Here is a 16,940-nt window from a genome sequence, read left to right as displayed (position 1 = left end):
GGCCGGGATGCCGTAGCCGCGACATTCCTGCCGGGACGACTTCGGAAATCCAAGGCGCGATCACTGCAACGCGATGGTGATCGGGTTGTCCACATCAGCCAAGGACGCGATGGACCGCTTAGGACGGTCGAAGAGTTCCTCGACCTTCTGGATGAGTAATCGCCGCGCTGCTATTTAACTAACATGAGAGACAACCGACCCTCGTCTTCAGCTTCGGGTCCGTTGAATCGGGAAACGGAGATTCCGAGCAATCGTATCGTTTTCTTTGGAGGGCAGGCCCATCGTTTGACCTCACCAGCTACGGGAAAGATCTGCGAGATTATCGGGCCTTGCCAATCTCGGACGCCCTCTCAGTCGTCGATTGTTTCCAACCGCCAGTTCACCAGCGTACTCTCCCCAGAATTTCGAAACACGAATGATCTGCCTCAACATCCCCCGCGGAAGTCTTGCCGCGACGATGATCCCGCTCACGGTAGCGAATGTAGTCTTCGATGACGGCTGCGAACGATTTGAATTTCGACAAGAGAGCCTGCTCAGCCCTCTGTTCTATTTGGAACAGCAATCGGCGACCAGCTTGAATAGCGGTCTGCTCGTTTGTGGGCCTCTATGAACGCCTCTCTCTCTCTCTCTCTCTCTCTCTCTCTCTCTCTCTCTCTCTCTCTTTCCATTGCCGTCTTGCCTCGCCGAAGACGCGGTATTCGGACTTCCCTTTACTGATGTGGCCGCCGAATCGTGCCGTCCTTTCCTGAGATACAAGCCCCGGGGCTCACGGCCTCCTTCGCGGCGGACATGTCGATGGACTGCACCCTGCGGCTTGCAATGATCACGATGGCGCAGACCGCATAAGAGCACACCCCCAGCGCATACGTCTTGGCGATGCCGAATTGGATCGACAACGCCACACCCAGCACCGACGCCAGCATCGACGTAATTCCGTTGGTGCTCCAGAAGAACGGCAGTAGTTCATGATGGCGGCGCCACACACCGAGGCCGAGCGGGAACATCATCCCCATGCAGAATGCAGGAAGAGCCAGCAGCAGGACGGACACCAGAATACGCATGTCGGTTGACAGCGACCGCGCCCAGGTGGTGACCAGCGGCGTCAGCAGCGCTGCCACCACGAGCGTGGTGAGCAGGGCGGCAATCCTGAACACGGTGACGCGTGATCGGGAGGAGGTGTCCGCACCGACCGTAGCGCTGCCAATCCCGCTAAAGAGAAGAATTGTGAATAGCACGACGCTCAGCCCGTAGACGGGATGTCCGAGAAAGACCATGAGGCGCTGCATCTGCGATATCTCGATCAGCATGAAGCCCATGCCGATCGCGCTGAAATAGATCACGGGCGGCGCCAGCGTCGCCATTGGCATTCGCCTCGCAAGACGTTGGAAGGGCAGCACGATGTAATATCCGCAAGCGCAGAGCGCTGCGATGATGAGCAAGCCGGTAATGCCGATCGCTACGTTATTGCTCATGATGTCCCAACTTTGCGTGCTCAGGAAATCGCTGAAGCGGGACGTATAGAAGAAGAACGGATTGTCATCCGTCGAAGCAGCGATGTTTTCCGGCAGCGAATCGAAGAAAGCCTGGTCCGCCTTGTCGGACAGCAAGGTTGAGGTGACGGCATCGAAGGTGATGTCCGGCCCCAACAATATCTTGAAGCCCTGCGCCTGAAGTCTCTCGCGCGCGCCTTGCCATTCTGCGTCGCTGAACGCGTCAGGCCGGGTAATGACCGTCACGATGCCGCCGACGTTGACCGCGACGACGTGATGCCGCAGCTCCCCGGCCGACACTCCCTTACGCTGCAGCGCGCTCGCGCCAATCGCGATCAGTCGGTATAGCTCGCCACGGTGCTTCTCGGCATCGTACCAGCGTGATACCGACAACAGCCCGCCAGGCTTGAGCGCCCGGTAAAAATCATCCCACGCCTCCACGGTATAGAGACGATTTTCGGTGAGCGTCAGGCCACCGGCCGCCGTCGCCGCCCAGGTGTCGATGAGTGAAATCTGCACCAGGTCGTACCGCTCGGGCGAGTGGTTGATGTAGCTTCGCGCCTCGGCATTGACCAAGGATACGCCGGGCTGGCGATAGAGATGGCCGGAGAAATCGGCGAATTTTTCGGTGAGCACTTCGAAGATCGCCGGGTTGATCTCAATTGCGCGAATCCGGCTGGCGCCGAAGAGCAGACCGGAAAGGATGTCACGGCCGCCGCCGACGCCAACGACAGCGACGTCGGCCGCCGGCTGCACGAGGTAGGCTGCATTGATGACATCGTCTTTCAGGTAGCCGAGCTTTCCGATGTCGCCGTCATACCTGGTGATGACCGTGCCTGCATCGGCATCGATGTCGAGATAGTGTTGGTCGACCCGGGCATCAGGAGCGCGTACCAGACCCCAGCCAAACGGGACCTTCCCGGCCAATTCGCGCACCCTTACCCGCGAGTAGGTATTCCAGCGTTCGAACAGCGTGCCGGTCTGCTCGGCGCCCTTCGCCCAGAACACACCGAGATGGCTTCGACCGGTCAGGTCAAGGCCGGAGTGCACGGTGGCGGCGACGGCCAGTGTTAGCGCGACAGCCCCGCTCAAACGCACACTGCGGACGTCTTCGCTGCGTCTCGCGACGATCCAGCCAACGCCGGCAGCAAGAGCTCCGATCCATAGAGTGGCGCTTACGGGATCAATCACCAGCAGTATGAAGATCACCCCGAGACATCCAACTGCGGCGCCCAGGAGGTCGGCTGCATAGAGCCACCCGCCGCCATATGGCAAACGCGTCAGCAACAGCGTGATGCAAATCCCGCCTTCCGTGAACGGAGCCACGAAGGCGATAATCGCAAGCGCCAGGACGAGGGGAACATTGTCTGCGGATACAGCGAGCGGCACGCACAGGAAGACGATCATTGCGCCTACGCTGCTGAGCGCGAACCATGATGCATGGCGGGCGAATTCGATTCCGACCCGATCGGCGGCATAACGGGCGGGTTTGCCGTAGACCTTCATCGCTCCGCGCGTAAGCCCGAGCATGGCAAGTGAAATGGCGGCAAATGCGAAATGATAATGGAGCATAACGCTGAAGAATCGCGTTATCAGGATCTGGTAGGAAAGCGTCGCGAACGCCAGCACAAAGATTGCCAGATAATAGCGACCGTGAATCTTGGATATGGATTGCAATGAGCTACCCTCTCAGTGGAGCCCTGATGGGGGCTCTATTGGGTGCGCTTTGACCAACTCGCGCTGCATCGCCGCTTAAGTACTTGTAGCGATCAACCAATCCAAATTCTACGAGCAAACAAGGCGGTGTTCATGAACAAGGACGCGCCGAAGAGTCCTATCACTCCTGCCAAAAGCCACTTTGCTCGCAATCCTAAATCAGCCAACGTCACAAACAGGGGAAATGAAACGAGATTAAATCGACTCATGGAGACGAAGCCTGCTGGCCCACCGCTGAGTGTTAGATATGGCAGGAGCAGGACAGCCATGGCGAACAGTGTCCAGCTTGAGCGCAGTCGCGACCAGCCCAAAACAATCAGGACAATGAACAATAATGTAAACCAGCTAGCTTGTCCCCAAGGATTCCAGTCATTGAGCATCATTCGCGTGAACGGCTCAAGCTTTAGTGCCGCAATTAACCTTGTCGCTAGCGCCGTTCCTTGATGGAAAGCCGCCTGCCCATCCACAAAAGCAAACGGAGTTCCGAAAGCGCTCCAGAGGTAGATCATGAATAGCCAGATGCCCGACGTCGCAAGAAGGACGCATGGCAGGAGGGCAAGAAGGAACTTCGTCTGATCGCGATTGGCCCACATCTCCCAAAGAAGGACAGGCAATAGGACGACGCCCGTCGATCGAGTAGAGACTGCCAAGCCTGCAAGCAGTGCTGCCGACAAGTAGTACTTTCGTTTCAAAGCATGAAAAAACGAGACGATTAGCAGCAGTGCCAAGGGCTCGGTATACCCGGCCGATAGCAAGACCGAAGCGGGAAAAAAGCTGAGCAGCGCCGTTGTAGCGAGAGCCAGTTGATCACCAAATTCCTCGCGGACCAGCTTGAAAAGGACGACGATCGCAAGCAATCCCGCGACGTTCGATACTAACAGCAATGCATCCGCGGGCGTGAGACCGCTAATCGTCGCCAAGCCCCGTGCGAGCATCGGATACAGCGGGTAAAATACGATGTTCTGTTGAACAGTCGGATCTCCGTTATACTGATAGCCATCTGTGACGATCTTGAAATACCATTCCGAATCCCATTGCAGCAGTTGGTGGTACCAGATCGGTCCCGCAGACCAGACATCTGGCCCGGAGGGCAGGTATTTTTGGGAGAATACCAGTCCGAGTGCGACCACCACCCGCGAACAAAAAAATATCAGGATGGCCAAACAATAGGGAAGCCAGGAAGGATCTTTCCATGTGTGATAGCGCATCTCCATTCCATATTGTCGCTCGGTAAGAGCCCAAGATCAATTACCCCAAGTGTACCGCCTTGACATTAGGCAGGCATGACGCGGCAGACTAGGTGCCGACCCAGGTCCGCGCGTCGGTCATGACGCCGGCGTTTGTCAATCACCGGAATGTCCGCTGCTGGCGGCGGTACGCTGACGGCGTCCAATGTGGCCGGAGCTGGAGAGGCGGCGGCCAGTCTACATGCAGGAGTTGCGCGAAGCCGGTAAGGATCAGGGCGAGGCGGGCACGGGCGGTCTGCCGCGCAACGGCGGTTACAATCGCGGTTACACGGCGATCCAGACGTTGTTCCCCGGCAATGACTGGAAGGGTGATGTTGCGATCGGCAACGCCCTGTTCCGCACCATGGCGGGTGGCAACGTTGAAGTGCTCACCCCCGGCGGTGGCTTGCAGGTGGCGGCGTTGGGCAAGGACGCCCCTTCGGGTTACGGCCTGGTGACTTTGGGTTATGGCGACATCAATATCTTCGCCCGTAACAATGTCGTTGTGGACCGCTCGCGCATTCTCACCTTTGGCGGTGGTGACGAGATCATCTGGTCAACGGTGGGTGATATCGACGCCGGCCGCGGCGGCAAGACCGCCCGCGTGCCGTCCGCGCCGGAGGTCCTGACGGATATCGACGCGGTGACGCGCATTCTGGAGAAAGCCGACATTTCCGGCAGTGGCATCGGCACCATCGTTGGCTTCACCGGCGTGGAGGAGGGCGACGTCCATTTGATCGCGCCAGAGGGCACGGTGAATGCCGGCGATGCCGGCGTGCGGGTAGCGGCAATCTCAATATTGCGGCCCTCTTTTGCTGAACGCCAACCGGTGCAGGCCAGCAGGCTTCCATCATCATCGTCGAGGTGCTCGGCTTCGGCGGCGGCGGTGGCGACGCTCCGGTCCATCAAGACGAGCAGCAGGAGCGGCGAGGCGGTGTGAATGAGCAACGGTCTCAGAATCCGGACAGCGCCTACCAGGTTCCGGGCGCTGCCAAATGACGGCGGACGAGGCCAGGCAGGTGATAGCCGAGCGCCGTCGCGTCTCCGGACGGCGATGAGGCGCGAAAGATGTTCACTACGTTCGGGACGCAGGGGACTGTCCGTTTCAAACGGCCACCATGAACGAATGTCGGTATCGGTGGTTTGCGTGTCCGCGATTTGAACATGTTGCGCGGTTGACGAGCCTTCGTTAGCTGTCTTGTGTGGGGCAGGGTTTCGACTGCAAAGCTAAACCCGATCTGATCATGCGCCCGGCGGTCAGCGTAGGTGTCGAGCCGGCACTAGCGACGGCCGGCTCACTGCGGCTACACGATCGGAATGAACGCAAATCCCTGCCTTTCCGCAATTATTCTACCAATGCCTGGTCGATCAAGGTGAGCGCCAGCCAGCCATGTACGCGCGTGCGCGGCGTCTTTGAGCAACTTGATCCGACTAGCTCTCGCCGTGGCTTCGTCATCGTCGTAGGCCCAGGTAAGCTCGGGACAGGAAAACTGTGCAGCGGGAACGTGGATAAGATCGCCGCAGAATAGGACATCGTCCTCGTCAGTGTTAAGGAGATAACCCATATGGCCCCGAGCATGCCCAGGTATCGCCACCGCCAGTAAATGATCGGCCAGCCAGTCTCCTCCGTTAATTGGGGCAAGGAGTTGACGAAACTCCTCTAGCGCTGGCTCGGCAAGGAATTCCTCAACGGCGTCTTGCCCTATCACAATCTTCCTCAGGCCGTTAAATGCTCGTCGACCGTCAGGCATTAGGAGACCATTGATGTGGTCGCCATGGGCATGAGTGAGGGCGATCATAGTGATCGATGACGTGTCGATGCCTGCCTCCGCCATCGCCTCCACGAGGTGACCCATGGACGGGTCCCAACTCCCGCCAGCTCCACAATCAATCAAAACGCGGTCCATGCCAGAGCGATCAAATAGGAAGCAGTTGACCGGCAATCGAACTAGCGAATCGTTCCGCTGAGGCGATTCGGCCTGCCTGCATATTTTGTTGTTAGGATACTTGAGGGTTTCGGCGGGCAGGTCGACATATCCATCAGAGACTGACCAGATCCTCCATGATCCCGAAGCGCAGCCCAAGGTGTTGGCGCTTTGTGAGATAACTTCCAGGGACAACCTGCCAAGCGTGTGACTCACTTTTTTAAAAACGGCACCGAAGCCGTCACGTTTTCGAAGTCATCACTTTCTGAGCGATCTTCCAGGTTCCGTTGACCTTTAAGCATGACAACATGTCGGTGAAGTAACGTGGCGGAATCTGCAATTTCAACTTCACGAGTGCGAGCTCTCCTTCAACGTCTATCGATAGGAGCTGATCGTTGCGCTCTAGGCCCTGTTGTTTCGGAGCTTTCAGGTTCCGGACGGCTGCTAGCCACGTCGCAATTGGCGTCACGCTCACATTGCCGTCGTCGCCGACCTTGGTCACGGAACTGGATGGGTGAAATATCGTAGCAAATTTGTCTGCATCCATTTCATAGGCCCCGTCGAAATAGGTCTGCGCTAGAGCGCGCAAGGCACGAGCATCGGTATCCATAAGGTTGTTATCCATGAGGTTGTTATTTGGAACGGCAGGAGATCGCGCATTGCTGATCGACCGATCTCCAAGCATCAAACCAGGAGCGCTGACGAGCGTGGCTCCAAAAGCTGCGCTGGCAGATCGACTCAAAAATGCTCGTCGATCCATTTTGAACATTCTGCTCTCCCAAAAGTCCACGAGCTAAGTTTGCATTCTTCAGATGAAGACTGAAGCCGCCCGGTACAAACGCTCAGGTTGTTACTACGAACAGCTCTTAGGCCCAGTGTTCCCGTGTCGAGCGTCAAGCCGGCCACAGGTGCGGAAAGTTGCTCCTTCTCGTTGTTGGCCAAACGTAGGACAAAGTGATCTATGAAACTAGTCGTGTTGCATGGCATGGGGTTATGAGCAATATTCATAAATCATGAAAAACGAACTGAACGAACTCGCTACGTTTGCGATCGTCGCCAGCGAAAGAAGCTTTACGCGGGCTGCGGCAAAGATTGGTGTGTCTCAGTCTGCCCTGAGCCACACGATTCGGGGACTCGAGCAGCGGCTCGAGTTGCAGCTGCTTGCTCGGACGACCAAGAGCGTCGCGCCAACCGCCGCAGGGGCCGCTCTTTTGAAAGAATTGTCTCCGGCACTCGACCAAATTGCGCGTGCTATCAACAATGCCCGAAGCGTTCGGCACCGACCTGCCGGGCGCCTTCGTATTGTAATGTCCCGCTCGGCTGCTGTGATGGTATTGTTGCCACGGCTGACGGCATTCGCAGAGGCCTATCCCGACATCGTTCTTGACGTTGTCACTGTCACTGGCCCTGTAGACCTCGTTGCGGGTGAGTTCGATGCTGGTATTCAACTCGGCGAGTATATTCAAAAGGACATGATCGCGGTGCGGGTCACGAAGGAGCTGCGATTGGCGGTGGTCGGATCTCCTGGTTATTTTGCATCGCGAAGCATTCCTCGGAAGCCCAAGGATCTAAATGATCATCGATGCATAGGCTTGCGTCTTCCGGGCGGTCCGTATCGGTGGGAGTTCGAGCAAGGACGAAAGGCGGTTACGATCGGCGTGAACGGCCCACTCATAATCGATGATACCAATCTGGTTATCCAGGCCGCACTCGCTGGAGCCGGCCTAGGCCTCGCATATGAAGAGCAAGTCGCGGAGTATATCGCGAAGCGTCGCCTTATTCGCGTGTTAGAAGACTGGACGCCGCCAATTCCTGGCTTCTTCATGTATTACCCCAGTCGTCAGCATCAACCGGCCGCGCTTTCTGCACTAACGAACGCGCTGCGGCTTTCTTAACAATAGTTGGCTCGCGACGACAGGTGATCGTTGTGATCTGAACTGACACGTGGAGCGTGGTCATCGCGAGGGCGTCTCGCAGCACATTGACGGTGAAGCGGACCGCCAATTCGAACCCCCGGCACTCAAGCGAAACCGAGCATCGCGGCGATGACGTTGATTCGCGCGACGTGTCAAACGTCTTCGCGTCGCCCGAAGCGTCCTTGCAACCGCGATGCTACTTTGCATGGGATTGTTTTCGATATTTTAGTTGGGTCGGACATGCTCCGCGGACGGGCAGGGTTAAAAGCATCAAGTTTCATTGAACCGGTGTTGCGGTTAAGCAATTGCGATGGAATGGAAACTCTCCGTCGCATCCATGATGGATTGGACCGGGACATCTCAAAAAGTGAAGCGCGATCAGCACTTGGGCGCGGTCGTTGCCAGCCATGCTGTACCAAATGCTGTACAGTCCGACTGACGATTTCTCTTTGGCGAACAAAATTGTACGGCGGCCGCGGAGAGTAGTCGTGTCCGCGAATCTGAGCGGCCGACGTTGCCGTGAACTTCACGATAAAGGTTGGAGAAGATGTTGGCGTGGGTTGGTAGCGCTCCCCCGCTATCAATGGTACGATACTCTACGAAATCCTACGCTGGGCTTTTCATTATGACCGCCGGAGTCGTCCCTTCATTGCGCGGAGGAGGTTTCGGAGCGACACGCGGAGCCGAACTGCACGAGACCGTTGCCGTAGACGACGTCCTTTCCAGGTTCTCCAAGATCCATGGCCTGCCCGACGAGAGCCGCAACGGTGGCATGACACCCATCGCGCGGACATGGCGGCGCAGTTTAAACGCAGCCTTGTGGTCGACGGCGCGCCGGTGCCTTATATGGACAATCTTGCGTGGCCGGGTCTCGTCACTGTCGCCAATCTGCCGGCGACGGCGATCCCAACGCGTCGCCTCGTGGGCGGGCTGCCCGCGGGCGCACAGATAGCCGGTCCTTATCTCGGAGACCGGACAACGCTGAAGTTCGCACAGCTCCTGCATCGGGAGCTGGGAGGCTTTATCAGGCCCGCCGACACCCCGTAGGTCGAACCGAACATCGGAGGCTGGTTTAGCGCCGTTGTTGCCTGCGCGGACTATCCGAGCTTCTCGACATTCCAGAACAGCGGCACCGGAGCCTTGAGGATCCCGCGCAGCTGCTTCCGGTTGGCAACCGGCTGATTGTATTGACCGGTCGGGATGTGGGTGACGACCTCATAGGCCCGTTGCTGGATCTTGTTCGCGAGGTCCTTTTGTCCGGCCAGTGTCGCGCTTCTCGCAAAATCGTCGCGCAGCCTTTCGATCTCCGCATCGGCTGCCCAGCCGAAGAAGCCGCCGTCCTTGCCCTTGGCATTGACGCAGGCATTGCCGATCGGATTCATCAGGTCGGCGCTTGCCCAGCTGGAATGATAGATCGACCAGCCGCCTTCCGAAGGCGGCGACTGCTTTGCGCGCCGGGCGACGACCGAGCCCCAGTCCATCGATACAAGATTGACGTTCATGCCGATGGCGCGCAGGCCCTGCGCGGTCACCGTGCTGAGCGCGGTCAGGATCGGCGCGTCGGTCGCATGCAGGATCACGATCGGCTCGCCATTGTAGCCGCCTTGCTTGAGCAAGTCCCTGGCTTTGGCGATATCGGCCTTGGTCGACCAGCCGCTGCTACTCTCGAAGGGCGTACCGGCGATGAACATGGCCGGCGTGATCTTATAATAGTCGGGATTGCCGATCTGGGTGTCCAGCCAGTCCTTCTGGTTCATGGCGTGCAATACGGCTTGGCGGATTGCGGGCTTGTCGAACGGCGGGGCAAGCCAGTTCATGCGGCACATGCCGGAGAAACCGAGTACGTTGTAATCGGTGAGCTCTACATTGCTCGCACGCGACAGCATGGGAATGTGGTCGTGCGGCGGGACTTCGAAATAGTCGATCTCGTTGTTGATCAATGCATTCGTCGCTGTCTGGAAATCAGGCATGCTGATCCATTCGAAGCGATCGATCTTGACCAGCTTGCCACCGCCCGTGCCGTCCGAGGGCTCGTCACGGGAAACGTAGTCCGGATTTTTCTCGTAGACGGCCTTGGTCCCTGGCTGGAATTCGGAAGCAACGAAGCGGAACGGGCCGGAGCCGATGTGCTCAGTGATGAGTTGGTCGGCGGGCGTGGCGGCGATGCGCGCTGGGACGATAAAGGGCACGTTGGAAGTCGGCTTGCCGAGCGCGTCCAGAACAAAGCCGCACGGCTCCTTCAGTGTCAGAGTAAACGCGCGCTCGTCGGCGGCCTTCAGTTCGGCAACGAATTCAAACAGCTTCTGGCCCATGCTGTCGCGCTTGGCCCAGCGCTGCAGGGACGGGATCACGTCGGCCGAGGTGACCTTGCTGCCGTCGTGGAATTTCAGACCGGAGCGGAGTTGGAACCGGTAGGTCAGCCGGTCGCGCGATATCTCGTAGCTGTCGACCATCTGCGGCTTGATCTCGAACTTCGAGTTGGTCGAGAACAGCGTGTCGTAGATCTTGTAGCCATGGTTGCGCGCGGTCCAGGCCGTCGTGACGATCGGATCGGTCGCGCGCAGCGGCGCATGCATCACGGCGTAGACCGTCTTTGCGCCGCGGGCGCAGGCGAAATGCGGCATCGCCAGCGACGCCAGCGCGCCGCCGCCGGTCGCGAGAACCTGTCGTCTGGTGATAGGCATGGCCGGTTTCCCCCTGGGTTTAACGTGTTTACTCTCTCGAGTTAGCTCGCGAGATGGCTCGCGATCGCGGCGTAGCCGCGCAACCACATGCGATCGAGTTCGATATCCATTGGCGTGGGTTGCGAGGAGACGCGAACGATCACGGTTTCGGCGGCGGGATCGATATAGATCCACTGCCCATGAATTCCGACCGCGGCAAACGCGGTGCGGTCGCGGTCGACCGTGTACCATTTGTTGCGGTAGTTCCCGTTGGGAAAGACCATCACGAGGTCGCCACGCGACCATGCGTCGGCATTGCCGTTCTTCCTGATGTCGTCAATCCACCGGCCTGGCACCACCTGTCGGCCATTGCTGACGCCGTGGTTGCGCATCATCTCGCCGAAGCGAGCGAGGTCCCGTAAGGTCGCGCAGATTCCGCCGGCGACCCGTGCCGCGCCCTGCGAATCGACCGTGATATAGGCGTCGTTCTCGGCGCCGAGCGGGCCCCAGAGATTCTCCGCGACGATGTTCGCATAGGGCATGCCGCAGACGCGCTCGTAGACCCATCCCAGCACGTCGGTGTTGGGCGAGACGTAGTGGAAGGCATGGCCGTGCGGCTGGCCGTCAGGGCGCATGGTGCCGAGATAGTCGCGCAGATGGATGGCAGGCGCGCCGGGCGGCGGAAGATCCCAGCCGGCCGCGCGCCGGTAGCGTATGACGTCACCTTCACCGTCGTCATAGTCCTCGTCGAAGCGAATGCCAACGCTCATGTCGAGAAGGTGGCGGACGGCGCAGGTGCCGTACACCGAAGCCTTCAGCTCGGGAAGATAGCGGACGACCGGCGCATCGGGATCGAGCCGGCCTTGCCCGGTCAGGATGCCGCCGATCGTGCCGGCTATGGATTTGCTGACCGAAAAGATCAGGTGCTGCGCGTCGGGCGTGAGGCCGTGCGCATACCACTCCGTGACGATCCGGCCACGATGAAGCACCAGAAAACCGTCGACATAGGTTGAGCGCAGCGCGTCGGCGACCGTCGTCGTTTCGCCTTTCACGTCCTCAAAGGCGATATCGTCGAGATAGCCAAGCGACCGCGGCAGCGCCACCGGCGTGCTCGATCGCGCAATGTTCGCGGTGGGAAGCAATTCCCGAACATTGCGGTAGCTCCACTCCATCTGCGGATGCTGGCGCCAGTTGGCGAGCGTGATCTGACGTTCGTCAGCCGGGACAATCGACATGATATCTTGAGCGCCAAACATCCTGGGGGATCGAGCCTAGTAGCTGGATCATCGCGGCCGCCGGCGCGGCAGCAATCCACCGGATGGTGGATACGAGTTGGCGCTGTCTGAAGCCGGTGCCGGGCGGAAGCCCGTTTTCAATCGCGTTTTTGCAGGCTGGCCCGCATTTTGCTTGACTGAGAGGTGTGCCTGCCCCAGCGTGAGCGAGACGGATGCGCTCGATGTCCGGTTTCAGGGAAGCAACTTGGGAGGTTTGGCCATGCACATGATCACGAACCGCTCGGACCCGGCTACCCAACAGGCCGTTCAGTTTGCGAGAGGGATGTTCGATGCGTCAGCGATGGCGTTTTACGGCGTCGATGATGGTCTCAACCAGAATCGATTTCTCTTGAGCGGAGTTCCGCTCGGATTTCATCGCGAGTATGTTGAGCGGATGGGGCAGTTCGACCCGCTTCATCCCAAGCGCGCCGCCGGACAGCCATTTGCGTGGCTGAGCGTCATGTCGACGCAATATTTCAATGCGGAAACGGCGGCGTACCGATCATTTACAGATCAGTTCGGAATCGCCGATATGATGGAGTTCTTCTTCCGTCGAGGTGACAGAATCGTCGCTGGCATGAGCGTCATCTGGATGCCGGGATGCAAGATTCCCAGCGATGCCACGAATATCGCCGAGAAGATTCACGACTATCTGGAGTTCAATCTGGTCGGACGCGCGCCATCAGCGAGCGAACAGGCCGCGCGTTACGGCCTGACCGCCCGCGAACTCGACGTGATCGAGCTCGTTTGCTGCGGGCGGACCAACCGCGAAATCAGCGAGTGCCTGGGAATCGGTCACGCCACCGTCAAGACCCATCTCATCCATATCTTCGAGAAGCTCGGTGTGGAGACGCGCTCGGCGGTTGTCGCGTTGATGTCGCGGCTGCACTGACGGACCAGCGCGCCACGGATACCGTGGCGCCAACGCGCTATGATCACGCATCCACCGTTCGGTTGATTGAACCGGCATAGCCGCCGGATCACGGTTCCCTGATTGGTGTTTCAGGGATCGGCGTCTTTACTTGCGATGTCACCGTATGTGCTGGACTGTATCCATCCGTTTGCGAGGGGGCCGCTTCCTGCGAAGACTGGGAAGACGTTACTGTTTGCGCAGCAGGCCGGTCGCATAGAGCCGCGTACGGCATCCGGCAAGGCGACGGCGTGGCAGTCCGAAGGCCCACCGCAATTCTTGCTGGATGTACGCGACCTGCGCGTAACCAGCAGCGGCGGCTATCCGCTGGTCGACGGCGTTTCCTTTACGCTTAACCGGGGCGAAACGCTCGGCATCGTCGGCGAATCCGGCTGCGGAAAATCGCTGACCTCGCTTGCGCTCATGGGGTTGTTGCCGCCCGGGATGTCGGTATCGGGTCAGGTCGAATTCGAGGGCGCCGATCTCCTGAAGTTGGCACCGGCGACCGTGCGCGATCTGCGCGGCGACCGCCTCGCGATGATCTTCCAGGATCCGATGACGAGCCTCAATCCGACGCTCACCGTCGGCTATCAGATCGCCGAGGGGCTGATACGGCATCGCGGCTGCGATCGCCGCGAAGCGCGTGATCGCTCGATCGAACTTTTGCGCAAGGTCAAGCTGCCTGCGGCCGAACGACGGTTCGACGAATACCCGCATCAGCTCTCCGGCGGCATGCGCCAGCGCGTGATGATCGCGATGGCGCTGATCTGCCAGCCTGCGCTGCTGATTGCGGACGAGCCGACGACGGCCCTCGACGTCACCGTGCAGGCTCAGATCCTCGATCTGCTTGCCGAGCTAAAGGACGACCTTGGGTCGGCGATGATCTTCATCTCGCACGACCTCGGCGTCGTCGCCGAAAATGTCGACCGCGTCGCCGTGCTTTACGCCGGACGCCTGGTCGAGGAAGGGCCGACGCGCTCGCTGTTCGAGCAGCCGCAGCATCCCTACACCATCGGCTTGATGGGATCGATCCCGCGGATCGATACGACCAGTGAATGGCTGCCCGCGATCGCCGGCACGCTGCCGCTTGCCTCCGATCCGCCGCCGGGATGCAGGTTCGAGCCGCGCTGTCCGTTCGCAGGTGATAAATGCCGGGAGGAAAGCCCTGATCTCGCCGAGGTGAGCGCGGGTCACCGCGCGGCATGCTGGAAGGCGCCACTATGACCGGGCCGGTGCTCAGGGCGGTTGACCTTGCCAAGCATTATCCGGTCGGCAGCCGCTGGTTTGGGCGTTCGCAGACATTGCTGCGCGCGGTCGACGGCGTCAGCTTCGAGGTCGCGAAAGGCGAGACGCTGTCACTCGTCGGGGAATCCGGTTGCGGCAAGTCGACGACGGGAAGGATGCTGGTCCAGTTGATCGATCCGTCGTCGGGGCATGTCGAGTTCGAAGGCCGGCAATATGGCGCGGGATCGCGGCGGAAAGCGTTGAGGATTTCGCGGCGCATCCAGTTCGTTTTCCAGGATCCTTATGCGTCCCTCAATCCGCGGATGACTGCGGGCGAGGCAATCGGTGAACCGCTGTCGCTGCACAACATGGTTCCGAGGCGTCAACGCTGGACGAGGGTAGCTGAACTGCTGGAAATGGTCGGATTGCCGCGGTCGTTCGCGGCCCGCTATCCGCATGAGCTGTCCGGAGGACAGCGGCAGCGCGTTGGAATCGCGCGCGCATTGGCGCTCGAACCTTCCTTCATCGTCTGCGACGAGGCGGTGTCTGCGCTCGACGTTTCGGTGCAGGCGCAGGTTCTCAATCTGCTCAAGACGCTGAAGATGCGGCTCGGTCTCAGCCTGCTGTTCATCGCACATGATCTTGCCGTCGTGAAGCACATCTCTGATCGGATCGCGGTGATGTATCTCGGCCGCCTGGTCGAGGTTGCAGAGGCGTCCGAGCCGTTCGCCAACCCGCGACATCCCTATACCCGCGCGTTGCTGGGGGCGATCCCGCAACCGGTTTTCGGCCGCGTCCGCGCAGCCACGGTCGGCGGCGATGTTCCCAGTCCGATCGATCCGCCATCGGGATGCCGGTTCCATACGCGCTGTCCGATGAAGACGGATATTTGTGCACGCATCGATCCGGCGATGGAAACGATTGCGCCCGGACATGTCGTCGGCTGCCACCGATGGCGCGACGTCGAGCCGATGCCGGAAGCGGGCAGGGCAGCCGACGACGTCCACTCCGCGCGCATTCAGCGGCTTCTCGGGTTTTTTCAGGACAAGGCGGGCTCGGCCGCCGGTCAACAGGAGTTGAGATCATGAAGAGATTATTGTTCGCTTCCCTGGTGTCGCTCGCGGTGACGAGCGGCGTCCAGGCGCAGTCGCTGCGCTTCGGCTTCAACGAGGATGTCGATGTCCTCGATCCCACGCTGAGCCGCGGCTTCACCACGCGCATGATCTTCAGCGCGCTGTGCGACAAGCTGATCGATATCTCGCCGGACCTCAAGTTCACGCCGCAGCTCGCGACCTCGTGGTCGTGGTCCGACGACAATCTGTCGCTGACCCTCAAGCTGCGTCCCAACGTCGTGTTCCACGACGGCGAGCCGTTCAATGCCGAAGCGGTGAAGTATTCGATCGAGCGTCATCAGTCGATGACCGGCTCGCAGCGCAAGGCCGAACTCGGGCCGCTCAAGTCGGTGGAAGCCGTCGATAGCCTCACCGTCAAGCTCAACCTGTCTGCGCCCTTTGTGCCGCTGGTCGGATATCTGTCCGACCGCGCCGGCATGATGGTGTCGCCGAAGGCGGCCAGGGAACTCGGCGACAAGTTCACCACGGCGCCGGTCTGCGCGGGCCCGTTCAAGTTCAAGGAGAGGGTGGCGCAAGACCGTATCGTCGTCGACAAGTTCGACAAGTACTGGAACAAGGACAACATCCATCTCGACCAGATCGTGTTCCGGACCTTACCCGATCCGACCGTTCGCCTCGCCAACCTCCGGTCCGGGCAACTCGACCTGATCGAACGCATCGCGCCGATTGATGTTGCCGGCGTCAAATCCGAAGGTCGTTTCGCGGTCGAGGAAAACACCGAGCTGGGCTGGAACGGCCTGCTCTACAATGTCGGCGCCGGCGAGAAGGCGAAGGGACCAATGGGGTCCGATCCGCGCATTCGCGAGGCATTCGAGCTGTCGATCGACCGTGACGGGCTGGTACAGGCGATGTCGAAGGGCCAGTACACGCCCGGCAACCAGTGGGTTTCGCCGTCGAACGCCTACTACGACAAGCAGCTTCCAATCCAGAAGCGCGATATCGCCAAGGCAAAGGCGCTACTCGCCGCCGCCGGCAAGCCAAATCCCGTGGTCACGCTCGTCACGCCGACGCAAACCGAGACCGTACAGTTCGCGCAGATCATCCAGGCGATGACGCGCGACGCCGGTTTTGACGTGAAGATCCAGGCGACCGAATTTGCGACTGCCCTCGACATCACCCAGAAGGGCGATTTCGAGATGTTCACCTATTTCTGGAGCGGCCGCACCGATCCCGACGGCAACATCTACAACTTCACCGCCTGCAACGCGCCGCTCAACATCGGCAAGTATTGCAATCCCGACGTCGACGCGTCGCTGCAGGCGGCGCGGCGCACTGCCGACCCCGAAGCCCGGCGCAAGGCCTGGGCGCAGGCGGCGGCGCTCATCCTGAAGGATCGGCCGATGCTGTTCGCTTTCCATCGCAAGTATTTCTGGGGAAGGAAGAAGGAGATGAAGAACTTCGTGGCCTATCCCGACGGGCTGGTCCGCTTCACCAATCTGAAGCTGAATTGAGCGGCTGCTTTC

At 59.8% G+C, this 16,940-nt stretch carries 13 protein-coding genes; 7 read left to right on the top strand and 6 right to left on the bottom strand.

Translation table 11 applies throughout. The features are described 5' to 3' along the window. Positions 1 to 710: 710 nt before the first annotated feature. Together CQ13_RS27595 and CQ13_RS27590 are read right to left on the bottom strand one after the other, a co-directional pair. Positions 711 to 3,167 carry a spermidine synthase family protein gene (locus tag CQ13_RS27595; RefSeq protein WP_245309358.1) on the bottom strand — a complete coding sequence of 819 codons (2,457 nt, stop codon included), beginning with the start codon at positions 3,165 to 3,167 and terminating at the stop codon, positions 711 to 713. Between the two features lie 92 nt (positions 3,168 to 3,259). Next, positions 3,260 to 4,414, bottom strand: coding sequence for a mannosyltransferase family protein (locus CQ13_RS27590; protein WP_197427455.1), 1,155 nt, complete (start codon positions 4,412 to 4,414; stop codon positions 3,260 to 3,262). Between the two features lie 220 nt (positions 4,415 to 4,634). On the opposite strand from CQ13_RS27590, the gene CQ13_RS27585 reads away from it, so the two are divergent. Continuing rightward, positions 4,635 to 5,372 carry a filamentous hemagglutinin family protein gene (locus tag CQ13_RS27585; RefSeq protein WP_197427454.1) on the top strand — a complete coding sequence of 246 codons (738 nt, stop codon included), beginning with the start codon at positions 4,635 to 4,637 and terminating at the stop codon, positions 5,370 to 5,372. A gap of 364 nt (positions 5,373 to 5,736) precedes the next feature. Here the strand turns inward: CQ13_RS27585 and CQ13_RS27580 are convergent, their stop codons facing one another. Then, a complete protein-coding gene (locus tag CQ13_RS27580; protein WP_283807528.1) occupies positions 5,737 to 6,573 on the bottom strand; it encodes an MBL fold metallo-hydrolase in 837 nt (278 codons plus the stop codon). Positions 6,574 to 6,598: 25 nt separating this feature from the next. Then, positions 6,599 to 7,126 (bottom strand): nuclear transport factor 2 family protein, encoded by a 528-nt coding sequence (locus CQ13_RS27575; RefSeq protein WP_245309356.1) that lies wholly within the window; start codon positions 7,124 to 7,126, stop codon positions 6,599 to 6,601. 244 nt (positions 7,127 to 7,370) lie between these two features. On the opposite strand from CQ13_RS27575, the gene CQ13_RS27570 reads away from it, so the two are divergent. Beyond that, the gene (locus tag CQ13_RS27570) at positions 7,371 to 8,252 is read left to right on the top strand and encodes a LysR substrate-binding domain-containing protein (RefSeq protein ID WP_057845981.1); all 882 of its coding nucleotides are present in this window, start codon (positions 7,371 to 7,373) and stop codon (positions 8,250 to 8,252) included. Positions 8,253 to 9,065: 813 nt separating this feature from the next. Continuing rightward, positions 9,066 to 9,320: a hypothetical protein gene (locus CQ13_RS27565; RefSeq protein WP_057845980.1), complete on the top strand. Its 255-nt coding sequence runs from the start codon at positions 9,066 to 9,068 to the stop codon at positions 9,318 to 9,320. Between the two features lie 50 nt (positions 9,321 to 9,370). On the opposite strand, the gene CQ13_RS27560 is transcribed toward CQ13_RS27565, so the two are convergent. Together CQ13_RS27560 and CQ13_RS27555 are read right to left on the bottom strand one after the other, a co-directional pair. Further along, positions 9,371 to 10,957, bottom strand: a complete 1,587-nt coding sequence (locus tag CQ13_RS27560) for an ABC transporter substrate-binding protein (protein WP_057845979.1) — start codon at positions 10,955 to 10,957, stop codon at positions 9,371 to 9,373. A gap of 41 nt (positions 10,958 to 10,998) precedes the next feature. After that, positions 10,999 to 12,171, bottom strand: coding sequence for a serine hydrolase domain-containing protein (locus CQ13_RS27555; protein ID WP_245309354.1), 1,173 nt, complete (start codon positions 12,169 to 12,171; stop codon positions 10,999 to 11,001). 97 nt (positions 12,172 to 12,268) lie between these two features. Between CQ13_RS27555 and CQ13_RS27550 the strand changes: the two genes are divergently transcribed. The 4 genes from CQ13_RS27550 to CQ13_RS27535 all read left to right on the top strand — a co-directional run bounded on the left by CQ13_RS27550 (position 12,269) and on the right by CQ13_RS27535 (position 16,928). Then, positions 12,269 to 13,102, top strand: a complete 834-nt coding sequence (locus CQ13_RS27550; protein WP_245309352.1) for a helix-turn-helix transcriptional regulator — start codon at positions 12,269 to 12,271, stop codon at positions 13,100 to 13,102. A gap of 297 nt (positions 13,103 to 13,399) precedes the next feature. Beyond that, on the top strand, positions 13,400 to 14,344 hold the full coding sequence (locus tag CQ13_RS27545; RefSeq protein ID WP_057845987.1) for an ABC transporter ATP-binding protein: 945 nt from the start codon (positions 13,400 to 13,402) through the stop codon (positions 14,342 to 14,344). After that, entirely contained in the window at positions 14,341 to 15,432 is a 1,092-nt protein-coding gene (locus CQ13_RS27540) for an ABC transporter ATP-binding protein (protein WP_063800161.1), read from the top strand. Before CQ13_RS27545 ends, CQ13_RS27540 begins: the two co-directional genes overlap by 4 nt. Continuing rightward, positions 15,429 to 16,928: an ABC transporter substrate-binding protein gene (locus CQ13_RS27535; RefSeq protein WP_057845976.1), complete on the top strand. Its 1,500-nt coding sequence runs from the start codon at positions 15,429 to 15,431 to the stop codon at positions 16,926 to 16,928. The genes CQ13_RS27540 and CQ13_RS27535 overlap by 4 nt, the downstream gene beginning before the upstream one ends. The last annotated feature ends 12 nt before the right edge of the window (positions 16,929 to 16,940 follow it).

Origin of the sequence: Bradyrhizobium retamae (assembly GCF_001440415.1) — a bacterium.
Lineage (GTDB): Bacteria > Pseudomonadota > Alphaproteobacteria > Rhizobiales > Xanthobacteraceae > Bradyrhizobium > Bradyrhizobium retamae.
Note: the sequence above shows the minus strand (reverse complement) of the source record. Positions and strands in the feature narration are given on the sequence as shown.